The 23,204-nt window shown below is 72.3% G+C and carries 20 protein-coding genes; 8 read left to right on the top strand and 12 right to left on the bottom strand.

The window, feature by feature from the left end:
* Window positions 1–44: 44 nt before the first annotated feature.
* A complete protein-coding gene (locus tag AB0878_RS21355) occupies window positions 45–1,778 on the bottom strand; it encodes a pyruvate dehydrogenase (protein ID WP_366581989.1) in 1,734 nt (577 codons plus the stop codon).
* A gap of 106 nt (window positions 1,779–1,884) precedes the next feature.
* Between AB0878_RS21355 and AB0878_RS21350 the strand changes: the two genes are divergently transcribed.
* Window positions 1,885–2,793 carry a LysR family transcriptional regulator gene (locus AB0878_RS21350; RefSeq protein WP_366581988.1) on the top strand — a complete coding sequence of 303 codons (909 nt, stop codon included), beginning with the start codon at window positions 1,885–1,887 and terminating at the stop codon, window positions 2,791–2,793.
* 69 nt (window positions 2,794–2,862) lie between these two features.
* On the opposite strand, the gene AB0878_RS21345 is transcribed toward AB0878_RS21350, so the two are convergent.
* Together AB0878_RS21345 and AB0878_RS21340 are read right to left on the bottom strand one after the other, a co-directional pair.
* The gene (locus tag AB0878_RS21345; RefSeq protein WP_366581987.1) at window positions 2,863–3,720 is read right to left on the bottom strand and encodes an SAM-dependent methyltransferase; all 858 of its coding nucleotides are present in this window, start codon (window positions 3,718–3,720) and stop codon (window positions 2,863–2,865) included.
* Between the two features lie 149 nt (window positions 3,721–3,869).
* On the bottom strand, window positions 3,870–4,583 hold the full coding sequence (locus AB0878_RS21340; RefSeq protein ID WP_366581986.1) for a hypothetical protein: 714 nt from the start codon (window positions 4,581–4,583) through the stop codon (window positions 3,870–3,872).
* Window positions 4,584–4,898: 315 nt separating this feature from the next.
* Between AB0878_RS21340 and AB0878_RS21335 the strand changes: the two genes are divergently transcribed.
* Window positions 4,899–6,221 carry a hypothetical protein gene (locus AB0878_RS21335; protein ID WP_366581985.1) on the top strand — a complete coding sequence of 441 codons (1,323 nt, stop codon included), beginning with the start codon at window positions 4,899–4,901 and terminating at the stop codon, window positions 6,219–6,221.
* Here AB0878_RS21335 and AB0878_RS21330 read toward each other — a convergent pair whose 3' ends face one another.
* Window positions 6,222–6,686: a GNAT family N-acetyltransferase gene (locus AB0878_RS21330; RefSeq protein WP_366581984.1), complete on the bottom strand. Its 465-nt coding sequence runs from the start codon at window positions 6,684–6,686 to the stop codon at window positions 6,222–6,224.
* A gap of 127 nt (window positions 6,687–6,813) precedes the next feature.
* Between AB0878_RS21330 and AB0878_RS21325 the strand changes: the two genes are divergently transcribed.
* On the top strand, window positions 6,814–7,095 hold the full coding sequence (locus AB0878_RS21325) for a hypothetical protein (protein WP_366581983.1): 282 nt from the start codon (window positions 6,814–6,816) through the stop codon (window positions 7,093–7,095).
* A gap of 82 nt (window positions 7,096–7,177) precedes the next feature.
* Complete coding sequence (pip, locus tag AB0878_RS21320) at window positions 7,178–8,134, top strand: prolyl aminopeptidase (RefSeq protein WP_366581982.1); 957 nt, start codon at window positions 7,178–7,180, stop codon at window positions 8,132–8,134.
* 1 nt (window position 8,135) lies between these two features.
* Here the strand turns inward: pip and speB are convergent, their stop codons facing one another.
* A complete protein-coding gene (gene speB / locus AB0878_RS21315; protein ID WP_366581981.1) occupies window positions 8,136–10,445 on the bottom strand; it encodes an agmatinase in 2,310 nt (769 codons plus the stop codon).
* Window positions 10,446–10,566: 121 nt separating this feature from the next.
* On the bottom strand, window positions 10,567–11,397 hold the full coding sequence (locus AB0878_RS21310) for an SDR family NAD(P)-dependent oxidoreductase (RefSeq protein ID WP_366581980.1): 831 nt from the start codon (window positions 11,395–11,397) through the stop codon (window positions 10,567–10,569).
* A 101-nt stretch (window positions 11,398–11,498) separates the two neighbouring features.
* Between AB0878_RS21310 and AB0878_RS21305 the strand changes: the two genes are divergently transcribed.
* The gene (locus tag AB0878_RS21305; protein WP_366581979.1) at window positions 11,499–12,167 is read left to right on the top strand and encodes a TetR/AcrR family transcriptional regulator; all 669 of its coding nucleotides are present in this window, start codon (window positions 11,499–11,501) and stop codon (window positions 12,165–12,167) included.
* Here AB0878_RS21305 and AB0878_RS21300 read toward each other — a convergent pair.
* On the bottom strand, window positions 12,150–12,689 hold the full coding sequence (locus AB0878_RS21300; RefSeq protein ID WP_366581978.1) for a dihydrofolate reductase family protein: 540 nt from the start codon (window positions 12,687–12,689) through the stop codon (window positions 12,150–12,152). The genes AB0878_RS21305 and AB0878_RS21300 overlap by 18 nt on opposite strands.
* A 112-nt stretch (window positions 12,690–12,801) precedes the next feature.
* Here AB0878_RS21300 and AB0878_RS21295 point away from each other — a divergent pair, with 112 nt between their 5' ends.
* Window positions 12,802–13,890, top strand: coding sequence for a mandelate racemase/muconate lactonizing enzyme family protein (locus AB0878_RS21295; RefSeq protein WP_366581977.1), 1,089 nt, complete (start codon window positions 12,802–12,804; stop codon window positions 13,888–13,890).
* Here the strand turns inward: AB0878_RS21295 and AB0878_RS21290 are convergent.
* From AB0878_RS21290 to AB0878_RS21275, 4 genes are all read right to left on the bottom strand, one after another.
* Window positions 13,781–15,022 carry an MFS transporter gene (locus AB0878_RS21290; RefSeq protein ID WP_366581976.1) on the bottom strand — a complete coding sequence of 414 codons (1,242 nt, stop codon included), beginning with the start codon at window positions 15,020–15,022 and terminating at the stop codon, window positions 13,781–13,783. The two genes, AB0878_RS21295 and AB0878_RS21290, sit on opposite strands and share 110 nt — an antisense overlap.
* A gap of 298 nt (window positions 15,023–15,320) precedes the next feature.
* Window positions 15,321–16,049 (bottom strand): GntR family transcriptional regulator, encoded by a 729-nt coding sequence (locus tag AB0878_RS21285; protein ID WP_366581975.1) that lies wholly within the window; start codon window positions 16,047–16,049, stop codon window positions 15,321–15,323.
* A gap of 27 nt (window positions 16,050–16,076) precedes the next feature.
* Window positions 16,077–16,271, bottom strand: a complete 195-nt coding sequence (locus tag AB0878_RS21280) for a hypothetical protein (RefSeq protein ID WP_366581974.1) — start codon at window positions 16,269–16,271, stop codon at window positions 16,077–16,079.
* A 113-nt stretch (window positions 16,272–16,384) separates the two neighbouring features.
* Complete coding sequence (locus tag AB0878_RS21275; RefSeq protein ID WP_366581973.1) at window positions 16,385–18,571, bottom strand: FUSC family protein; 2,187 nt, start codon at window positions 18,569–18,571, stop codon at window positions 16,385–16,387.
* Between the two features lie 176 nt (window positions 18,572–18,747).
* Here AB0878_RS21275 and AB0878_RS21270 point away from each other — a divergent pair, with 176 nt between their 5' ends.
* Window positions 18,748–19,248, top strand: a complete 501-nt coding sequence (locus AB0878_RS21270) for a MarR family transcriptional regulator (protein WP_366581972.1) — start codon at window positions 18,748–18,750, stop codon at window positions 19,246–19,248.
* On the opposite strand, the gene AB0878_RS21265 is transcribed toward AB0878_RS21270, so the two are convergent.
* Window positions 19,224–20,855 (bottom strand): acyl-CoA synthetase, encoded by a 1,632-nt coding sequence (locus AB0878_RS21265; RefSeq protein WP_366581971.1) that lies wholly within the window; start codon window positions 20,853–20,855, stop codon window positions 19,224–19,226. The two genes, AB0878_RS21270 and AB0878_RS21265, sit on opposite strands and share 25 nt — an antisense overlap.
* Window positions 20,856–20,968: 113 nt before the next feature.
* On the opposite strand from AB0878_RS21265, the gene AB0878_RS21260 reads away from it, so the two are divergent.
* Entirely contained in the window at window positions 20,969–23,203 is a 2,235-nt protein-coding gene (locus AB0878_RS21260) for a protein kinase (protein WP_366581970.1), read from the top strand.
* Window position 23,204: the final 1 nt, after the last annotated feature.

The raw sequence follows: 23,204 nt of genomic DNA, 5'->3' as shown, positions 1-23,204 counted from the left end.
CGTCGGTCACCTCCTCGGCGACCAGCGTACGGGCCGGCGCCGACTCAGAACCCCGGCGTGTTGCGCAGGTTGGTGCGGGCGAGCTCGATCATCTTGCCGACGCCGCCGTTGAGCACCGTCTTGCTCGCCCCGAGCGCGAAGCCGCGGACCTGCGCACCGGTGATGTGCGGCGGGATCGACAGCGCGTTGGGGTCGGTCACGAGCTCGACCACGGCCGGTCCGGGGTGGACGAACGCCTTCGCCAGCGCCTCCCGCACGTCGCGCGGGTCTTCGACGCGCGTCGCGTGGATGCCGCACGCCTGGGCGATCGCGGCGAAGTTCACGGGCGCGTGGTCGGTGCCGAAGTCGGGCAGGCCGTCCACGAGCATCTCGAGCTTCACCATGCCGAGCGTGGCATTGTTGAACACCACCACCTTCACCGGGATGTCGTAGGCGGGCAGCGTGAGCAGGTCGCCCATGAGCATCGCGAGCCCGCCGTCGCCCGAGAGCGACACGACCTGGCGGCCCGGCTGCGCGAACTGGGCGCCGATGGCGTGCGGCAGCGCGTTGGCCATGCTCCCGTGGCGGAACGAGCCGAGCACGCGGCGGCGGCCGTTGGGCGTGAGGTAGCGCGCGGCCCACACGTTGCCCATGCCGGTGTCCACGGTGAACACCGCGTCGTCGTCGGCCACCTCGTCGAGGATCGCCGCGGCGAACTCCGGGTGGATGGGCCGGCGGTGCTCGATCTTCGTGGTGTAGGCCGAAACCACCTTCTCCAGCTTGCGCACGTGCTCGCGCAGCATCCGGTCGAGGTAGGTGCGGTCGGTCCGCTCGCGCAGCAGCGGCAGCACGGCCTCGATCGTCGCCTTCACGTCGCCGTGGATCGCCAGCTCCAGCGGAGTGCGCCGGCCCAGGCGCGCGACGTCGGTGTCGACCTGGATCGTGCGGGCCTGCGGGAGGAAGTTGTCGTACGGGAAGTCCGTGCCCAGCAACACGATCCGGTCGGCGGCGTGCATCGCGTCGTAGCAGGCGCCGTAGCCGAGCAGGCCGCTCATGCCGACGTCGAACGGGTTGTCGTACTGGATCCACTCCTTGCCGCCGAGCGAGTGGCCGACCGGGGCGTTGAGCCGCTCGGCCAGGGCCAGTACCTCGTCGTGCGCGCCGCGGGTCCCGGCGCCGGCGAAGAGCATCACCTTCTCGCCGGAGTTGAGCAGGCGCGCCAGCTCCTCGATCGTCTCGGCCGGCGGCACGACGGGCGACGGCGTCACCAGCCGGACCTTCTCCACACCCGGGTGCGCGGCCTTGCGGTCGGCGATGTCACCCGGGATGGTCAGCACGGACACGCCGCCCTTGCCGACGGCCGTCTGCATAGCGATCCGCAGCATCCGCGGCATCTGCTCCGGCTGCGACACGAGTTCGCTGTAGAAGCTGCACTCGGTGAACAGCTGCTCCGGGTGCGTTTCCTGGAAGAACCCCGTGCCGATCTGCGCCGACGGGATGTGCGACGCGATCGCCAGCACGGGCGCGCCGCTGCGGTGGGCGTCGAAGAGCCCGTTGATCAGGTGCAGGTTGCCCGGGCCGCAGCTGCCCGCGCACACCGCGAGCTTCCCCGTCACCTGGGCTTCGGCGGCGGCCGCGAACGCCGCGGCCTCCTCGTGGCGGACATGGACCCACTCGATGCCGTCGGTGCGGCGCACCGCGTCGACGATCGGGTTGAGACTGTCGCCGACGATGCCGTAGATCCGTTCCACGCCGGCGTCGCGCAGGGTCCGCACGAGCTGTTCGGCCACAGTGGCCATGAGCCACGCTCCTCTCTCGGAAAACCTGCCTCCAGCATGTGCTGCCAGCGCATATGCGTCCAATGCCTCTTTTTCCTCGGTTCCATGCCGTGGCAGTATGGATGGCATGGACCTGCACGTGCTCCGGCTCTTCCGGGAGGTCGCCCGCGGGGCGACGGTGACCGACACGGCGGCCCGCGCCCGGCTCACCCAGCCCGCGCTTTCCCGTGCGCTGCACCGGATCGAGCGCGAAGCCGGCGCCGCCCTGTTCCAGCGTTCGGGCCGCGCGCTGCGGCTCACGCCCGCGGGCCACGCCTTCGCGACCCACGTCGACGCGATCCTCGAGCGCTACGACGAAGGCATGCGGGCCGTCGCCGAAGCCGTCGATCCCGAGTCGGGGGTGATCCCGCTGGCGTTCCTGCACACGTTCGGCACCTGGCTCGTGCCGCCCGTCGTGAGCAGCTACCGCGCCGAGCACCCGCGGGCGCGGTTCGAGTTGCGCCAGCACGGCGAGGAAGGCCTCGCGCGCGAGCTGCTCGACGGCACGGCCGATCTCGTCCTCACCAGCGGCGACCCGGGTGACCCGCTGATCCACTGGGTCCGGTTGCTGGAGGAACCGCTGCTGCTGGCCGTGCCGCCGAAACACCGCCTCGCGCGCCGCAAGCAGGCCCGCCTGGCCGACGTCGCCGAGGAGTCGTTCATCCTGCTGCGCCGGGGATACGCGCTGCGCGAGACCACCGAGCAGCTGTGCGCCCAGGCCGGGTTCACGCCGCGCGTCGGGTTCGAGGGCGAGGAGGTGGAGACGCTGCGCGGGCTCGTCACGGCGGGGCTGGGCGTGTCCCTGCTGCCGCTCCCCCACACCGCGACGTTCCCGCCCGCGGCGACCGCGCCGACGACCCCGCACCTGCGCGTCACGGACGTGCCCGCGGCTCGCGACATCGGCCTGGCCCAGCTCGCCGGGCGCGTGCTGCCGCCGGCGAGCGAGACGTTCCGCAAGCACGTGCTGGCGACGGCGCCCCGCGCGTTGCCGGCGTGAACCCGTTGCCGGACAAGAAAAATCCCCGGTGCCACCCGGGCACCGGGGATCTGCTGAGGGAAAGTCAGCTCACGGCTTGCGGCCGACGATCCCGGCGACGCACTTCGCGGAGTCGCTGAGCGGGGTGAGCCGCGGGCCGTCCGGCCACCACTCGTCGCAGACGGACATGCCAGGGCCGCTGGTCGCGTTGGGCGGCAGCAGTTCCAGGCCCGGCAGCATGCCTTCGATCTCCGCGCGCGTGCGGAAGCGGCCGGCGCCCAGCGGCCCGGACACGAGGATCTCCTCGATCCGCTTCGCGACGGCGGTCAGCTCCGGCACCTCGGGGTCGTAGAAGTGCGCCAGCGCCACGAACGAACCCGGGGCGAGGGCGTCGATGTACTGGCGCATCACGTCGACGGCGCCGTCGCCCTCGAAGTGGTGGATGGTGCCGATGTGCAGCAGGCCCAGCGGCTGCGAGAAGTCGATGTACTCGCGCACGGTCTCGTTCTCCAGCACCAGTTCCGGCTGGAAGATGTCGGCGTCGACCATGTGCGTGTACTCGTTCTCGGCCAGCAGTGCGCGGCCGTGGGCGAGGACCACCGGGTCGTTGTCGATGTAGACCACGTGGGCGTCGCGGTGGGCGCGCTGCACGATCTGGTGCGTGTTCTCCGCGGTCGGCAGGCCGGAACCGCAGTCGAGGAACTGGCGGATCCCCGTCTGGTTGGCCAGCATCCGCAGCGCGCGGTTGTGGAAACCGCGGTTGCCGCGCGCGATGTGCACGGCCTCGGGCACCGCCGCGTTGATCTTCTCCATGACCGCGCGGTCGACCTCGTAGTAGTGGTTCCCGCCGAGGAAGCCGTCGTAGATCCGCGCGATGCTCGGCCGGTTCGGGTCGACCCCCACGGGAACCTGGCTGGGCGACAGCGTGGACGGCGGAGCGCTGGGCATGGGTAACCTCGCAAGGCGGCTCGGGGGCGGCTTTGGCCCACTCAGAGTAGTACCTCGGCCCCCTCCGGTTACGGGAGGTCGCCCGTTCAGCTGCACGCCGGGCGCCTAAATCGGTGCCACCTGGGCCTTCCGCGCCCGGCCGGACACCGTCAGCCGCGGTGGCGGGGCGGCGGCTGCTGGTGGCGGCTGCTCCAGTCCTGGAGGTACGAGCTCACGGCCGAGCTCCAGATGTCCTCCGACGTCGTGCCCGCCGAGGTCTGGTGCGGAGCGCTCGGGTGCCCGCTCGCCGGCCGTTGCGGCGGCTTCTGCTCCTCGGTGGTGTGCACCGTGGTGTGGTCCACCTGGTCGGTCGCCGTCGGCGCCGTCGGGCTCGCGGTCATGGTCGTGACCGCGGGCGGCGCGGACGAGGGCTTCGACGGCGCGACCGGCACTTCCGCCGGCCGCCCGGCCGAACCGCTTTCCGGTGCCGGCCACAGCGCCCACGTGCCGAGCCCGGCCAGTGCGACAACCACCGCGCCGGCGATCACCACGTACCGCGTGTTGCGCCGGTTCGTCACAGGAGGTGAGGTCTGCGTCCGCTCGGTTTCGTGCTCGGGTCCCGCGGCGGCGAACATCGCGTCGAGGCCCAGGGGCAGCTCGCCGACGATCGACTGCGGTTTCGTGGCCGGGCCCTCGCCCGAGGTGCGCGGCGCGGTGGCGGGCTCCGGGTACAGCCCGCTCGGATCGGACTCGGGCTTCGGCCGCGTGACGAGCGGCGGCCGTTCGCCGTCGATGCGCGGCATCGGCGCCGTCTCCGACAGGCTCACCAGCTTCGCGACGGAGTCGAGCTCGTCGCGACCTTCGCCGGGCCCCGTGCCTGCCATCCAGACCTCCACACCGCCGGGGCCGCGGGCCCGCGGCACGACCGGCGGCAAGATCCTATGAACCTCCGCCCGATCGTGTAAACCCGCCCCCACTTGCTCACCCAGGGTGACGGATTTTCACGGGTGACACACGACCCCGCGCGAGCGCCGCGCAGATCCGGCAGTTGCGCCCCTGATCCACGCCGCGCCCGGAGTCGGTTACGTGCTGACCCCGGCCTGGCCCGCTACCGTCCACAGTGGAAGCCGCCCCGTCGCCGGGGACCCCTCCCGGCCGCGCCGGCCTAGTCTGCGCCCGCCGGGGAAAGGGAGTCGGAGATGCGGGTTCGGGCGGCTGTGGTGCTGGGAGCGTTCGCGCTGGTCGCGGCCGGGTGCACCACGGGCGGGCACGCGCTGCCCGCGCCGCTGCCCCCGGTGCCGGCCGCGGCGCGGGCGCTCGTGGCGTGGTCGCAGGCGGTGTGCACGAGCGTGCAGGCGTTGCAGGGCCTGCAGACCGGGATCGACGAGGTGAACCACACCGCGGCCGACCCGGCGCAGGCCGACTTCCTCGCCTCGCAGATCACCTCCTACGTCAGCGGCATCACCGGGCAGGTCGGCCAAGCGGGGCAGGGCCTCAAGTCCGTGCCGCCGTCCGGGATCAAGGCCGCCGACGCGTACGTGACGCAGCTGGGCAAATCGCTCGACGAGGTGGCCAAGAAGGCGCCGCCGGACACCACCGCGCAGCCGACCCTCGCGCAGGCCCGCGATCTCGCCACCGCCGTCGCCGCCCTGACGCCGGCGGCCGCCGACCTGACCAGGGCGGTGCGCGGCGACGCGAAGCTCAACGCGTCGTACAACGTAGCGCCCGCCTGCGCGCCCGTGCGGCAGTTCGGCCCCGTGGACGCCGCCGCGCCGACCCGCCCGCTCGTGACGTGGGCGGACACGATGTGCGGCGCCGTCACCGCCGCCACGGCCCTCAAGGCGCAGAAGATCGAAGACCTGATCATCAGCGACCCGCGCTACGCCCGGTTGAGCGGCTTCGACCTGGGCAGCTTCATCTCTTCGGCCGGCTCCAGCGTCTCCCGGCTGGTCGAGACACTCGGCACCGTCACGCCGTCGGGCATCCCCGCGGCCGACAAGTACCACGACAGCCTGCTCGCCGCGCTGCGCGCGGTGGCGCCGATGCTGCCGTCCAGCGATTCGCGGACGGCCGACCTGGCCTTCCAGCCCGTCGAGCAGCTGAAACCGCAGGCGGAGCAGATCATCGGGGTGCTGGCGAGCATCGCCCTGCCCACGCCCGACGTGCCCACGATCGCGGCCGCGAACCCGGTGCTGGCGCACTCCCACGACGTCGCGCCACAGTGCCGCCCGCTCGGCTCACCGCCCCCGACGCTGCCGCCCGCCGCCAACGGCACCGACCTGGGCGCGTGCGCCGGCGGCAAGTGCCAGGTCCTCGTCACCGGCCAGGCCGACATCACCGCGAGCGGCCTGACGTTCACCGCGTCCGTCACCTCGAACGGCGTCCGCATCCTGCAGGACTCGGGCGAGCTGAGCTTCGGCATGGGCGGCAGTGGCTCCTTCGGCACCGCGGGCCACATGGTGACCGTCCGCCTCTCCGGGGTCCTCGACGGGAAGGCCGTGCTCGACATCTCGACGGGGTGATCAGCGCCGGAGGGTGACCTCGAACTCGCGGAATCCGTGCCGCAGGTAGAACGCGCGGGCGCCGGCGTTGGCGGCATAGGCGGTGACCTCGAATCCGTCCGCACCGCGGTTTTTCGCCCATTCGTCGAATCGCTCGACGAGCACGGTGCCGACACCGGTGCGGCGTCGCGCGGCGGCGACTCGCATGCTTTCGAGCACCGCCGTCACTGCACCAGGGTGCAGCGGGTCCTGCCGCCTGAGCCGGCCCACGAGATGCCCGGAGACGCCGCGTTCTCCGTGTGCGACAAGGCAAAGCGCGTCCTCGTCGGCCAGCAGGGCGGTGTAGTAGGCCGGGCCTTCGCGCTGCGGCCAGGCGAGGTCCATGCGCGTGTCGTGGCGGCCTCCGTCCTCGCGGAACAGCGCCTCCACCGAGGAGACGAGCGCAGGAATCAGGTCCGCGGACACCGCGGTGATGGTGGGATCCATCCAGGAAACGGTAACCACGCCGATTAAACCTGTAAATATCGAAGGTGCGCCGGCCTCAACCGGCGATCCCACCCGATTTCCAGTACTGCACGCGGACACTGGCGGCACGACACCAGTAAGGTCCACAATGGACGACATCGTCGCCGCACTTCGCGACGGCCTGCGGACGTCGCGAGACAAGACAGCCGAGCTGGAAGCGCACGCCGAATCTCCCGACCGGCTGGTCTCCGCGACGGTCGGCCGGCAGGGCGAGTTGCTACTGCTGGAGCTGGACCCGCGGAGCTGGGTCGCGGTCACCAGGTCCAGCTCGGCCGTCTCGGTCGATGCGGCAAGCCCGGATGCGCTCGGCTTCGGTCATACCGGTCAGCCTGCGCGGGCCACGGCCGGCGAGGCCCCCGCCGACAGCTGACGGCCATCGGCGAAAACCAGGTGCCACCACGTGAAGTGATCAGTAGTCTTCCCGGGCCGCCGACCCCCTGGAGGATCCCGCCATGGCCCCGTTCCCGCCGATCGAACCGTATGCGCACGGACTGCTCGACGTCGGCGACGGCAATCGGATCTACTGGGAGACCAGCGGAAACCCCGACGGCAAACCGGTGCTGTGCGTGCACGGCGGCCCCGGCGGGGGCGGTGCCCGCAACAGCCGCAAGGGCTTCGACCCGGAGAAGTTCCGGATCATCCTGTTCGACCAGCGCGGCTGCGGCGAGAGCGTGCCGAACATCGCGGACCCGGCGGTGGGCCTGGAGCACAACACCACCCACCACCTGATCGCGGACATGGAACGCCTGCGCGAGCACCTCGGCGTCGAGAAGTGGATGCTGTACGGCGGTTCCTGGGGTCCGACGCTCATGCTGGCCTACGCCGAGCGCCACCCCGAACGCGTGTCGGAGATGGTGATGATCGCCAGCTTCACCAGCACTCCTGACGAGGTCGACTGGCTCTACCGCGGCGTCAGCCGGCTGCTGCCCCGCGAGTGGGAAGCCTTCCGCGACGGCGTACCCGAGGCCGAGCGCGACGGCGACCTGCTCGCCGCGTACTCCCGCCTGCTCGCCTCACCCGACCGCGCGGTGCAGCTCAGGGCCGCCCGCGACTGGTGCGCCTGGGAAGACGCCGTGATCGCGCACGAGACCAACGGCAAACCCGGCCAGTACAGCGCCGGCCCCGAGGACCAGCTGATCACGCTCGCCCGGATGTGCGCGCACTACTACGGCCACCACGCCTGGCTGGAGGCCGGCGAGATCCTCGCGAACGTCCACCGCCTGCACGACATCCCGGCGGTGTTCATCCAGGGCCGGCTCGACCTCAGCGTGCCGCTGCGGGCGGCGTGGAACCTCACGCAGGCCTGGCCCTCGGCCGAGCTCGTGGTGATCGACGACTCCGGCCACACCGGCAGCCCCGCGATGGGCGAGGCGGTCCTGAAGGCGATCGCCGGCTTCACACCGGCGTGAGTCAGACGCGGTCGAACGTCACGTCCAGCCGGTACGGGCTGCCCAGGCTCAGCCCGACCTGCCGCCGGATCTCCGCGCCCGGCGCGAGCCGGAACCGCGTGGTCCGGGCCAGCAGCTCCTCGAACGCCACCGCGAGCTGAATCCGCGCGAAGTGCAGGCCCAGGCAGCGGTGGATGCCGAAGCCGAACGACACGTGGGGCACACCGCCACGGTCGAACACCAGCTCGTCCGGCCGCTCGAACCGGGCCGGGTCCCGGTTGGCCGCGGCGAAGAACACGGCGACGCGCTCCCCCGCCTTCACCGGCGTGCCCGCGATCTCGGTGTCCTGCGTGGCCGTGCGGGCCATGAACGCGACCGTGGTCTCGTGCCGCAGGAACTCCTCCAGCTCGCGCTGCCAGCCGCCGGGGGCGCGCAGGATCGGTTCGACGTCGTCGCGGGTCGCGAGGTGGTAGGCGATGTTCGCGATCACGCCGCGCGTGGTGTCGAGGCCGCCGAGGAACAGCGTGGTCACCATGCCGAGCCGTTCCTCGAGGGTGAGCGGCCGGCCGCCGATCGTCGCGGTGACGAGGGCGCGCAGCACGCTGTCCTCGCCGTCGTCCGGTTTCGCTTCCGCTTCGGCCAGCGCCTCCATCGCCAGGCCCGCGAGCGTCTGGAACGCCTCGGGACTGCTGGTGACCGCGGCGTCCTTGGCCGCCGCCACCCCGCGGTCCACGAGGTCGCGGTTGTCCGTCGCGAACACGATCCGCGCGAGCGGACCGGCGCTGAACGGGATCGCGAAGTCGCTCACGATGTCGCACGCGCCGCGGTCCACAAAGGACTCGATCGCCGTGCGCGCGAGCTCACGCAGCTGCGGCTCGTGCCGTGCGAGGGCGGCCCGGGTGAAGAACGGGTTGAGGATCCGGCGGTACTCGCGGTGCTCCGGCGGGTCCGTGTCGATCGGGATCACCCGCACCGGCACGCCGCGGATCGCGGGCTGCGCCGAACTGAACAGCTCCGGCGCGGCGCAGACCGCGCGCACGTCCTCGTAGCGGGTGAGCATGTGGTAGCCGCCGTCCGCGTCGGTGTGCGGGACGGGACAGCCACTTCTGGCGGCCGCGGCCGCCGCCAGCAGGTTCTCGCGCTGGTCTTCGGCGTACAGGTCGACGTTCGCCAGGATCTCCTCGACCGACTTGGCCACGTGCCCTCCCCACTCCGAGGACTCACCACCGTAGGGGCGGGCGGGGGCACGCGGCATCGGCCGCACGGGCGGAAAACGTCGCGCGTTCGGGTCACCGCGCCCGTCACGGACGACGGTCGGGCCGCTCGGCCAGCAAGAGGGCGTCGCCGGGTCCCACACCGTGCCGTCGGCGTGGTCACGACGCCGGCGCGCGATGCCTGACAACGCTTCCAGCACCACCCGGTTCGCGAGGAACGACGTGATGTCCGCGTGGTCGTACGGCGGCGACACCTCGACCACGTCGACACCCACCACCGGCAGCTCGTACGCGATGCGCCGCACGGAGTCCAGCAGCTGCCGGGCGGTGAGCCCACCCGGCTCCGGCGTGCCGGTTCCCGGTGCGTGGCCGGGGTCGCACACGTCGATGTCCACCGACAGGAACACGCCGTCGCACTCGTCGGTGGCGATCCCGAACGCCTCGGTCAGGCACTCTTCGAGCCCTCGCGCGACGATCTCGGTCATCTCGTAGGACCGCATGCCCTGCGCGGCCATCCAGTCGAGCGTCTCCGGGCCGGGCCAGTAGCCGCGCAGGCCGAGCTGCAGGAACCGGTCGCCGCGCACCGCACCCGACTCGATCAGCCGGCGCATCGGCTGGCCGTGGCCCACCAGCGAGCCGAACGCGATGTCGCCGGTGTCGGCGTGCGCGTCGAAGTGCAGCATCGACACCCGCCCCTGGCCCAGGTGCTGTGCCACTCCGGCCGCGTCCGGCCACGCGATCGTGTGGTCCCCGCCCAGCACCAGCGGGATCGCACCCGCGGCGGTGACCGCGTGCACGGCCTCCTGCAGCGAACGCACCGAGCGTTCGGCGTCGCCCGAGTACATCTCGACGTCGCCGGCGTCGAAGACTTTCAGGTCCCGCAACGCGTCCACGCGCAGCGCTAGCGACGGGCGCGAACCATCGGCGGGCAGGTAGCAGCTCTGCCGGATGTACTGCGGGCCGAACCGGGTGCCGGCGCGGTGCGAGGTGCCGCCGTCGAACGGCGCGCCGAGGATCACGACGTCGGCGCCCGGGTAGGTGGCGGGGTCGGCCCAGTCGCAGCGCGCCACGCCGAGGAAGGTGAGGTCCGGGCCGAACTGGGTGCCGTAGCGAGCCATGACGTCCTCCTTGCGGGCCAACCTACCCGCGCGACGCCCTGGATCTGCCCGGATTCGCCCACCGGTCACACCCCGGCCGACGCGGCGCGGCTCAGTTCAGCTCAGTTCAGCTCGGTTCGGCTCAGTTCGCGAAGTCGACGGAGCGGCCGAGCTCGGCCCAGCGCTCGTCCTCCGCCATCAGCTTCGTCATCCCGGCCCGCATCATGGCGACTGCGTCACCGCCGAGCACCAGGTGCAGCGGCGGCTCGGCCAGCTCCACGACCTGGAGGAACACCCGGGCGACCGCGGCCGGGTCGATCGGCTCGACGCCCCGCTTGCTCCGCAGGTGCTCGATCAGCGGGCCCATCGTGGGTGCGTACTCGGGCTTGAACGCGCGGACCTCCATCGACGGTCCGGACCAGTCCGTGCGCATCAGGCCCGGCTCGGCCATGGTGACCTTGATCCCGAGGCCCGACACCTCGTCGTTGAGCACTCCGGAGAAGCCCTCCGTCGCGAACTTCGCGCTCTGGTAGGCGGAAAGACCGGGTGCCGTGCCGCGGCCGCCGACCGAGGTGACCTGGACGAAGTGCCCCGAGTGCTGCGCCAGGAACACCGGCAGCGCCGCCTTGGTCACGTGCACCGTCCCGAAGAACACCGCCTCGACCTGCGCGCGGAAGTCGGCCAGGTCGACCTCCTCGACCGAGGCCATGTTGGCGTAGCCCGCGTTGTTCACCACCACGTCGAGCCGCCCGAACCGCTCCACGGCCGCGGCGACGGCGGCCTCGGCCTGCGCCGGATCGGTCACGTCCAGCGGGAAGCGCAGGAGGTGGTCGCCGTAGCGCTCGTCGAGGTCCTTCAGCGAATCGACCGTGCGGGCCGTCGCCACCACGTCGTTGCCGGCCGCGAGGACCTCCTCCACCACCGCCCGGCCGAGACCGCGCGAACCGCCCGTGACCAGCCACACCTTGCTCATCGTTCGTTCCCTCTCGCCTCCGCGGGGCCGATCCCCGCTCCACCAAGTTAGCGCAACGACGTTCTCTTAACAACACAACGGCGTTGCGGTAAACTGTGCAGGTGGTCACCTCCGAGTTCCAGCGCGCCCGGCGTCCCGAGCACAAGGAGCAGCGTCGCGACGCGATCCTCGCCGCGGCGCGCACGCTCGCGACCCGCGACGGCGTGCGGTCGGTGACGCTCGGGGACATCGCCGGCGAGGTCGGCGTGCACAAGTCGGCGCTGCTGCGGTACTTCGAGACGCGCGAGGAGATCTACCTGCACCTCACGGCCGAGGGCTGGCACGACTGGGCCGCCGGCCTGCACGCGGCACTGGACGAGACCACCGGCGCGACGCCGGCCGAGGTCGCCGACGTCATCGCGCGCACGCTCGACGAACGGCCGCTGTTCTGCGACCTGCTCGCCCACGCGCCCTTGACGCTCGAGCGGCACGTGTCCCTGGACTCGGTACGGGCGTTCAAGCTCTCGACGCTGGAAGCCGTCAGGGACATCGCCGCCCTTTTCACGCGGACGCTGCCCGGCATCGGCGCGGCAGGCGGGCGCCACGTCGTCGGTGCCGTGACGTCGCTGGCCGCCTCGTTCTGGCAGATCTCGCACCCGCCCGACACGCTCGCGCAGCTCTACCGCGAGGACCCGCGGCTGGGCCACGGCGTCGTCGAGTTCACGCCGCGGCTGCGCCACCTCACGGAAGCCGTCATCACCGGCCTGATCTACTCAGCGGACGACGCGTAGCCACAGGTTCGTCGCGAGCGGGGCCTCGGTCTGCGACTTGCGTTCCAGCCGCACCGGCTCGCCACCGGGCCGGTCGAACAGCCGCACGCCGTCGCCCAGCATCACGGGCAGGACCGACACGAGGACCTCGTCGAGCAGCCCGGCGTCGAGGCACGCGCGACCCACGGTCGCGCCCAGGACGTTCACGTACTTCTCCCCCGCGGCCGCCTTCGCCAGCTCGACCCCGCGGTGCAGGTCGTCGACGAACGTCACGTCGGGCGCCGGCTCGGCGGGCCGGTCCGTGAGCACGAACTGCGGCCCCGCCCAGGCCCCGCCGAAGGCCTTGCCCTCGGCTTCGGTGTCGCGGTACGGGTCGTCGCCGCCGTACGTGCGGCGTCCGACGAGCAGCGAGCCGATGTCGGCCACCAGCCGGTCGATCTCCGGGTTCGGGCCGAAGAACTCCTTCACCCACTGCATGTCGCCGCCGGGTCCCGCGATGAACCCGTCGAGCGACATCGCCGCCGAGTAGAGCAGTTTGGCCATTCCGCACCTCCGTGGTCGTTTCCCGTACCGACCGGCGCGGGCCCGGAAACTCATCGGTGCATTTTCCTATAGGATCGTGCACTGTCCCTGCCGAGTCAGCGAGGAGGACCGCGTGACGGTGGTCGTGAAGGCCGAGGCGTTTCTCGTCGATCTCGAAGTGGAGCAGCAGCGCACCGACGCCGTGCAGGCGTTTCTCAAGCAGGAGACGGTGTTCGTCGAGCTGGCCACCGCCGACGGCGGCACCGGGCTCGGCTACTCCTACACGATCGGCACCGGCGGCACGGCCGTGCTCGCGCTGCTGCGCGACCACCTGCTGCCCCGGCTGATCGGCCAGGACTCGCGCCGGGTCGAGGCGGTCTGGACCGACCTGTTCGCCTCGACGCGCGCGACCACCGTCGGCGCGATCACGTCGCTCGCGCTCGCGGCCGTCGACACGGCGTTGTGGGACCTGAAGTGCCGGCGCGCGGGTGAGCCGCTGTGGCGGGTCGCCGGCGGGTTCGCCCCGCGCGTGCCGCTCTACGACACCGAAGGCGGCTGGCTGCACCTGAGCACCGACGAGCTCGTCGCGGGGGCACGGAAATCCGCGGCCGCGGGCTGGGGCGGGGTGAAGGTGAAGGTCGGCAAGCCCACCGCGCACGAGGACCTGGAGCGGCTCACCGCCGTGCGCGAGGCCGTCGGGCCGCGGTTCGACCTGATGGTGGACGCCAACCAGTCCCTCACCGCCGCCGAGGCGATCCGGCGGGCGAAGGCGTTCGAGGCGGTGGACCTGTTCTGGTTCGAGGAACCGCTGCCCGCCGACGACGTCGCCGGCCACGTCCGGCTGTCCGCCGCCACGTCGATCCCCGTCGCCGTCGGAGAGTCCCTGTACTCCGTGGCGCAGTTCCGTGACTACCTGCACCGCGGTGCCGCTTCGATCGTGCAGGTCGACGTCGCGCGCGTCGGCGGGATCACGCCGTGGCTGAAGGTCGCGCACCTGGCGGAGGCGTTCAACGTGCAGGTGTGCCCGCACTTCCTGATGGAGCTGCACGTCAGCCTGACCGCCGCGATTCCCAACGGCCGTTACGTCGAGCACATCCCTCAGTTGCGCGCCATCACGACCGCCGAGATGACGATCTCCGACGGGCACGCCGTCGCCCCGGAGACGCCGGGCCTGGGCATCCCATGGAACCTCGACGCGATGGACGACCGCCGGGTGGCCTAGTCAACACGAGGAGACTGGCCGCAGGGACCAGGGCCAACGCCAGTGCGGCGGAGGCGCCCCAGGCGTCGGCGGCCTGTCCGGCGACGGCCGCGGCGAGCGCGGAGCCGGCCGCGCCGGCGGAGTTGTTCCAGGTGAAGGCCTGGGTGAGTGCCGTGGGGTGAACGGCCTTCTCGGTCTCGACGTTCAGCAGGACCAGCGTGAGCGGGATCGCCGCCTCGGTGAGGGCGACGGCGATCGCGAGCCAGAATGCGTTGGGCGCGAAGGGAAGCAGCAGGGACGCAACGGTGAGGCAGGCGGCGGCTCCGGACAGCTGCCGCCGGGCCGGGGCGCGGTGGCGGCGCAGCCCGTAGCCCCAGCCCGACAGCAGCCCGCTGACGCCGGCCGCGGCGACGATCGGCGCGGCCGGGGTGCGGTGGCCGAGGGCGAAGGAGCTCACCGAGACCTGCGTGGTGCCGAAGTACAGGCCGAGGGCCAGGTTCATCAGGGCGATCCGAACGAAGGCCGGGTCGAGCAGCTTCCGTCCGGTGTGGACTTTCGGCGCGGGCCGGGGTGCCGTGCCGCGCTGGGCGGCCAGCACCGCTCCCCCGCTGAGAAGCAACCCGGCGGCCAGCGCAGTGGCCAGGGCCGGGTGTCCGGCCGCGCCGAGCGAGGTGACCAGGACCGGGCCGAGGAGGAACGCGCCGGCATTGGCCAGCGACTCCAGCGAGAACGCGGTGGGCGCCTCGTCGATCCGCTCTCGCAACAGGTACACCCACCGCGCCCCGGACAGCGCACCGAGCTGCGGCACGACCGCGCCGGCCCCACTGGCGGCGACGACCACCACCGCCGCGCTGGAAGTCCCCAGCACCACGGCCATCGCGCCACCATGCAGAACAAGACACAGCGGCAGCACGCGCGGCTGCCCGAACTTGTCGATGAGCCGGGCAGCTTGCGGCCCCACCACCGCCTCGGCGAGCGCGAACCCACCGCTGGCGAGGCCGGCGGCGCCGAAAGACCCGGTGCGCGCGTGCACCAGCCACACCAGGCCGAGCCCCGTCATGGCAATCCCCACGCGCCCCACCGCGGCTGCCCCGAAGAACGCCGCCGCACCCCGCGTACCCAACAGCGACCGATAACCACCGGCGCGAGACATGACCAGTCCTTCTCGCCACCCGGTGGGGCGAGCCACGCACGCCGGGGGAAGCCAGGCCCGAACCAATGCGGGCCCGGACGACTCTCGCGAACATAGCAGCACACGGCCGGTCACCCTCTACCGAAATTCAGGTGCGCGCAGCCCGCGCCCGACGCACCGCGACTCACCCCGCACCGGTCGCCGAAAGGCCGGTCGCGCCGCCGCCTCCGAAATTCGGGCGCGGTCGGTCCGCGGACCGCGGCCTGGGTCGTGCAGCCGTCAGGCGAAGCAGGAGAGTGGCCCGCGGGCGCGCACCGGATCAGTCCTCTTCGGACTGCTCCGATCCGGCGTCGTAGGCGTTGTGCAGCCGGGCGCGCGAGCGGTCCAGGTGCGTCCGCATCGCGGCCGCCGCGGCGGGGCCGTCGTGGGAGGCGATGGCGTCGACGATCGCCGTGTGTTCGCGGGTCGTCTCAGCGGCGATGCCCACGCGGAAGTAGAGGCGGTAGCCGTGGGTGTGGGCGTGGAGGCGGGCCAGCGCGTCGGCGATCAGCGGGTTTCCCGAGGCCTCCGCGATGACGCGGTGGAGGCGGGCGTCGAGGACGGCGAAGTCGCGGTAGGCGTGGTAGTCGTCGGCCGCGGGGTGGGCGGTCATGGCGGCGCAGGCCGAGCGCAAGGATTCCACCGACGCCTTCGAGGCGGCGCCGGCGGCGAGGCGGGCGGCCTCGGGTTCCAGGAGGACGCGGACGTCGAACAGATGGTCCAGTTCGGTCTCGTCGAGCACGGGCGCCACGACGTAGCCCGCGTTGGGCCGGGTCGCGACGAGGCCGTCGGACTCCAGCTTGGTCAGCGCCTCGCGCACGGGGGTCGGCGAGACGTCGAGGCGTCGGGCGATGCCGTCGATCGACAGGCGGCTGCCGGGCGCGACGTCGAGGTCCATGAGCATCGCCTTGAGTGCCTCGTACACGCTGTCACGCAGGATGGTGCGCGGCGGCAGGGTCAGCCTCGGGTGCTCGGGCAGGTCCACCGCAGGGTTCTTCCGTCGCGCCACCCGGAAAGCGTAGTCCCCCGCGAACGCTCAGCGGCGCGCCAGTTGCCGGTTGACCGCCGTGTGGCAGCCGAGGCACGCCGGCACGGCCCGCACGTCGGTGCCGGACACCAGCGCGACCGTGGCACCCGGCACGGCGAGCTCGTCGCACACCGAGTGGTGGTGTCCCAGCACCGAACACACGCACCGGCACAGCTGCACGGTCTGCCTCGGTTCCGCGGCCATCGGAGCCCTCCTCCCGGAAATCCCCAGCAGAAGAGTGATAGCCCCTCCACCGCCCGAAAAGCGCAGCCCGATCCGAGAGGAAGGTCGCCCAGGGCACGGTTCGTGCGCGGACGTCAGTTCTCCCGCGTCGACACCGGGTCCGGCACGGCGGCCGGCAGCGGCGGCAGGCCCGCCCGGATCTGCCGGTAGAGCCGCGGCCCCGGCGACACGAGCCCCGGTACGGGACGCAGCTCGACCGGGCCGGTCGCCGTCAGGTCGCGCAGCACCAGGTACAGGTGGCTCAACGCCCGCAGCACCGGATCCTTCGCCCGGTCGCCCGGCGCCGCCGGCGTGTACGCGAACAACGCCACATCCGCGCTCGCCAGGGGACCGCGCACCGCCGTCGTGGGCTCGCCCACGGGCGTCGCGGCCAGCTCCTCGACCGCCGCCGCCAGCGCCGTGCACGCCGCGACCGGACCTTCCGGGTTTGCGCTGCACGCGCCTTCCGGCCAGCGGACCGCGACGGCGAGCGCGCGGCCGTGCGTGGCCAGCGCCGCGTAGAGCGAAAGCCGGTGCCGCAGCCTCGGCGAGTCCGTGCCGCCGAGGATGGGCCGGGTCAGCGGCCGCGCGACGAGCGCGAGCTGGTAGCGGCGGTGGTCCAGGGCGCGCGCGAGGGCGTCGAAGTCGGGCTGCGGGTCCACGGCCTTGCCGTGCTCCAGCCGCTCGGCCGCGGCCTGCAGGATGTCCCCGAGGGCCGTCAGCAGGTTGTTCCGCGCGTTGCGCACGGTGTCCCGGGTGGACAGTGGGATCACCAGCACCGCCACGAGCAGCCCCGCCACGGCGCCGGCCGCGGTCTCCTCGAGTCTGAGCAGCAGCAGTCCCGCGGAGAACTCGTTGAGCACGCTGTAGAGCTGCCCGACCATGATCGTGACGAAGAAGATCATGTACGCATAGGAAATCTGGATCAGGTAGAAGCCGAAGAACATCGCGCCGCAGATCGTGACCAGCACGGCGGCGGTGTTGCCCGCCGTCAGCTCGGCGAACCCGACCGACGCGAGCAGCCCCACCAGCGTGCCGAGCACGCGGTTGAAGCCCTTGATGAACGTCTCGGTGCGCGTGGCCGTGCCGGTGAACATGAAGAACGCCGCCAGCACCGCCCAGTAGTAGCGCGCCGAGGACAGCTCCTTGCCGATGAGGATGGCGAGCCCGCCCGCGATCGCGCTCTGCACCGCCTGGCGTGTGATGAAGTCCAGCCGCGCCAACGGGTTCCACTTCGACTGCCGCGGCAGTACGTCGCCCGCCGCGGCGGGCGAGCCGGGCAGGTTGCCGAACGCGAGCCCGACGGCGGGTTCGAAGTCGTCCACCGGTTCGGCCGCGATCTCCTCGGGTTTCGGCGCGGCGTCGAACACTGCGACGACCTCCAGGGCCGCCGCCGCGAAGTGCCGAGCGGGCCACCAGCCGCCCCCCGCACCGCCGGTGCCCTCGGCGTGCCCCGCGAGCCGGTAGGCGACCTCGCTCGCGCCGCGGTCGTCACGGCGGGCCAGGCGATCGGCCACCTCGGCGGCGAGCACGGTGAGGCCGGAACCGCTGCGCAGCAACGAGTCCGCCGCCGTGGCGAGCTCGTCGAGCAGGTGGTGCGCGTCAACCATCTGCCGCCGCAGCGAAGCCGCCGAGCGCCCGCGCGGCACCGCGCCCGGCTGCGCCGACCAGCCTTCGACCATCAGCGCGGTGTCGGCCAGCCGGGCCTGCCGCCGTTGCAGCCGGCGCCGCAACCGCGCCTCCTGCTTGGGGTCGCGGTTGGCCAGCAGGTCGGCGCACGCCCGCGCCACGGCCCGGCCGCGCGCGTCGAACGCGCGCAGCACGCGACGCAGCGTCCTCGTGGTGCTGGTGTTCAGCACGGTGACGAAGAGCAGCAGCAGCCACGCGCTCGCGACGACCACGGCGAGCAGCAGGCTCGGCAGCGTCGCGAACGTCGCGTGCAGGAACGCCGCGAAGAAGTAGCCCATCCAGCCCATGAAGCCGTAGAAGAAGAACGGCCCGCCGAACTTGCGGACGTACACCGACAGGAACATCACCAGCACGAACACGGCCAGCATCAGGTTGCCGTTGTCGCCGACGAGCACGCCGAGTGTCATGCCCGTGCCGAGCGCGACCGGGAAGAACGCGGCCGTGCGGGTCTTGACCCACCGGCTGCCGTCGCCGAGCGCCATCGCGCCCATCATCCCGACGACCGCGCCGAGCAGCATCGAGGTGAGCGTGCCCATGGCGTCGGCACCGGTGAGCTTGGCGACGAGGTACTCCACCGCCAGTGCGCTGGCCATGCCGATGGTCGCGGAACCGGCCGATCTCAACCGGTTGAGACCCGGATCCGAAGCGACGACCCTGTCCCGGAACTCCCTGGCCGTGGGCAGCACAAAACCCGCCTTCCCGTGCGTACGGAGTGATCACCGGTATGATACCGATAAATACCGGTGTCATACAGGGGTTTGGAGTCCGAGTGATCGAACCGACTTTCGCAGCCTCGAAGCGCGCGGATCGGCTCGCCGAGACCGGCGACACACTCGACGTGCTCGAACTGGCCACCGCGGTGCTCGTGCGCAACTTCGAGCTGCTGCGGCGGCGCACCGACGCCTACGCCGAACTGGACCAAGCGGAGTACCTGCTGCTGCGCACTTTGGACGAACTGGGTTCGGCGGACGTCGGAACGCTCGCCGGGGCACTCGGGCTAGACCCGTCCACCGTCGGCAGGCAGGGCTCGGTGCTGCTCGGCAAAGGACTCGTCGAGCGCAGCCCCTCGGCCGCCGACCGCCGGCGCAGCATCCTCACGCCGACGGAGGAGGGGCGCCACCGCATGCGCGTGACGCAGTCGCGCCGCCGCAACGCGTCCGCGGAGCTGCTCGGCGACTGGAGCGAAGAGGACCTGCGCTCCTTCGGCTCGCTGCTGAGCCGTTACAACAAGGCCGTCGCCCGGCGTTACCTGACGGCACCCGACGACTGAGCGCCCTGCTCCCCCGCGGCCAGGTCCGCGTGGGTGTCTCGCAGTGCCCGCTTCACGATCTTCCCGCTCGGGTTCTTCGGCAGCGCGTCGGTGAAGACCACGTATTTCGGGCACTTGTAGCCGGCCAGGTGCTCCCGCGCGTGGACGAGCACGGCCTCGGCCGTCAGCTCCACGCCCTCGCGCGGGACGACGGCCGCCGTCACCGCTTCGATCCAGCGCGGGTGCGCGACGCCGAACACCGCGACCTCGGCCACGCCGTCCAGGCGGTAGAGGGCTTCCTCCACCTCGCGGCTGGCCACGTTCTCGCCGCCGGTCTTGATCATGTCCTTCTTGCGGTCCACCACGGACAGGTAGCCCTCGTCGTCGAGCACCCCGAGGTCACCGGAGTGGAACCAGCCGCCGGCGAACGCGGCGGCCGTCTTCTCCTCGTCCTCGTAGTAGCCGAGTGTCGCGTGCGGGCTGCGGTGCACGATCTCGCCGACCTCCCCGGGCGGCAGCTCGCGGCCGTCCTCGTCGACGATGCGCGTCTCGACGTTGAGCGAAGCGCGGCCCGCCGAGCCGGCCTTCGGCAGTTGCTCGTGCGGGCGCAGGATCGTGGCGAGCGGCGCCATTTCGGTCTGGCCGTAGAAGTTCCAGAACTCGACGTCCGGCAGCCGCCGGGCCAGCTCGCGCAGCACCTCGACCGGCATCGCCGAAGCGCCGTAGTAGCCCTTGCGCAGGCTGGAGAGGTCGGTGGTGTCGAACGCCGGGTGGCGCAGCAGCGAGATCCACACCGTCGGCGGCGCGAACAGCTTCGTGGCGCGCTCGCGCTCGACGGCCGCCAGCAGCGCGGCCGGGTCCGGGCCGGGCAGGATCACGCTGGTGGCGCCGAGGTAGACGTCCACGGAGAAGAAGCAGTCCAGCTGTGCGCAGTGGTACAGCGGCAGCGAGTGGACCTCGACGTCGTCGGCGCTCATGCCGCCGTCGATCACGCACGACACGTACTGCGCGATCAGCGAACGGCTCGACAGCAGCACACCCTTCGGCCGCGACTCGGTGCCGGAGGTGTACATCAGCCGCAGCGGGTCGTCGTCGGCGACGGCCACGCCGGGGTCGGTCTCGTCGCCCGGGCCGTCGATCCAGGTGTCGACGTCTTCCCAGTCTGCCCAGTCTTCGGCGGTGCCGCCGAGGCGGCCGCGCACCACGTCCCCGAGCCCGGCGCGCTCCAGCGCCGCGGCTCCCGTGGCGAGCAGCGCGTCTTCCGCGATCAGCCCGGACGCTCCGGCGTGGCCGAGGATGTAGGCGATCTCGTCGGCGCCCAGCATGAAGTTGACGGGCACGAGAACGACCCCGAGCCGGGCCGTCGCGAACGTCAGCACCACGTACTGCAGGCAGTTGTGGCTCAGCAGCGCGAGCCGGTCGCCCTTGGCGAGCCCGCGCTCGGCGAGGCGGTGGGCGCAGCGGTTCACGGCCGCGTCGAACTCCGCGAAGCTCAGCCGCCGCTCACCGTCGACCACGGCGACCTTGTCCGGGTACCGCGCGACCGTGCGCCGCAGCAGGTCACCGACGGAGTGTTGACGCGCGTGCTGGATCGCTTCGCCGGTTTCGGCGCTGAACGGGCTCGGCATGGTCCGGAGTTTCATCCACCGCCGCGCGGGGCGCAACCCTGGCGCGCGGCCGCAAGCGGCCGAGCCGAGCGGCACCGGTTAAGCTCCGTCGGCGCACCTCGGGGGACGAAGAAGTGGACGAGACGGAAGCACCGACGCTCGATCGGCCGGACATCACCGGCCGGCTGCCCCGATATCGGCTGCTGCGCCAGCTCGCCAAGACGAACATGAGCGAGGTCTTCGAGGCCTACGACCTCGTGGCGCAACGGCCGGTGGCGCTCAAGGTCGTCGGGCCGGAGTTCATGGCCGAGCCGGGGTTCCGCCGGCGCTTCGAGCGTGAGACGAGCATCGCGCTGGCGCTGGACCACCCGCACGTCGTCGCGTCCTACGACGCGGGGTTCTCCGCCGACGGGCACCTCGGCTACCTCGCGATGCAGTTCGTGCCCGGCACGAACCTCGCACGGCTGATCCACCGGCGCGGCGCGTTGTCGTTCGAGCAGACCGTGGCGATCGGACGCGGGGTCGGCGCCGCGCTGGACGCCGCGCACGCCCGCAACCTCGTGCACCGCGACGTGAAGCCGGGCAACATCCTGCTCGAAGCCGCGACCGGTGGCGTGTACCTGTGCGACTTCGGCATCGCGCGCAACCTCGACCTCACGCGGCTCACGGCGACCGGCGGGTTCCTGGGCACGATGAACTACGCCGCGCCGGAGCAGCGCGAGGGCCGGCCGGTCGGCGCGGCCGCCGATGTGTACGCGCTGGCTTGCGTGCTCTACGAATGCCTCTCCGGCAGTCCGCCGCACCACCACGCCGACTTCGCGCACCCGGGCGTCGCCGCGTTGCGCCGTGCCCTCGACCGGGATCCGGCCAAGCGGCACCGGACGTGCGCGGAGCTCGTCGACGACCTCGTGGCCACGACCCGGGCCGCCGAAGGGGCCGCGCGGCGCAAGCGCCGATGGCAGGTCGTGGGCATCCCGGCCGCCGCGCTCGTGGTGGTGGGCTTGCTCGTGCTGTGGTTCACCACCGGCGGTTCGCCGGGCACCGCCGACTCGACGCTGGCCCGCGTGCCGACCGCTCTGCGCGACGGGTGCGCCGCGGCGAACCGCCCGGCACCCGGCGCGACCGCCACGGTGACGTGCCACGACGCGTCCGGGCAGGCGACGACCACGGCGCTCTACGCGACTGCGCAGCAGGTCGCGGCCGCGTACGCCGAGGCTGTCACGGGGGCCGGCGTCGACACGGACCAGGGCGACTGCGCGAGCGCGCCCGGCGGCGAACACCGGTACCCCGCGACCGGGCCCGCGCGGGGACGAGTGCTGTGCCAGGACCGCGACGGCACCGCGACGGTGGTCTGGACCGACGAGCAGGCCCGCACCGTCACCCGCGCCGAAGCACCCGACGACGTCGCGCTGCGCAGGGCGTGGGCCGGCTGGACGAACTGGGCTCCCGCCGCGTTTCCCACCCCGGACGAGAAGGCCCTCCTCGACGTCGCCGCCGGCTCCGCGTGCCGGCGAGCGGCACCCGCGGACCTCGACGCGTACTCGGGGGCCGTCGCGGGGATCACCTGCACGCCGCAGGGCACGGGCGCCCGCCAGGTGTCGTACTACCGGTTCGCCGACGTGCCGGCGCTGCGCTCGGCGTTCACCGGTCTCGTCGGCGCGGCGAAAGCGCCCAGCGGCAGCGGGTGCCCGGGCGGCGCTTTCCTCGGCACGACGCGATTCGACTGGCTCAGCGTGGACCTCGGGCAGGTGCTGTGCCACCCCGGTCCCGAGGGCACGGTGGCGATGGACTGGAGCCTCGAAGCGTTCTCGATGATCGGCCACGTCACAGGTTCCTCGCCCGACGCCACCGGCGGGTGGTGGTCGCAGTGGCACCTCGCGCCGTTGAGCCGGATCGTGCGCGAGGTGAACACCCACGCCACACCGGCGTTCCCCACCGACGCCGAGCGCGCGTTGCTGCAGCACGTGCCACCGCAGTCGCGGCTGAACTGCGTGCGCCCGGCGGCGGACCAGAAGTGGCAGGACCTCGGTGCGGTGACCGCGGTCGCGGCTGTCGCGTGTGGACGGACGAGCGGCGCCGGGCTGGTGGTCTACTACCAGCTGCCCGACGCCGCGACGATGCGGCAGGTGTTCAACAGCACCGGCGACAGCGAGGCCGCGTGCACGAGCCTGCCGAAGGGCTTCTCGGGCGACCGGCCGTACTCACGCGGCGGGCGCACGGGCCGGCTTTCCTGTGCGACCGAGGATCCCGGCGGCGAGCGCGTGCTCAAGTGGACGGACGACGCGACGGGCATCGAGACGGTCGCCCACCGCGGCAACGATCCGTTCGCGCTGATCGACTGGTGGACCCACGACGCCGGGCCGGTGTGAG

It is taken from the genome of Amycolatopsis sp. NPDC047767, from assembly GCF_040704195.1.
Lineage (GTDB): Bacteria > Actinomycetota > Actinomycetes > Mycobacteriales > Pseudonocardiaceae > Amycolatopsis.
This window is presented reverse-complemented; position numbering and strand designations above follow the sequence as displayed.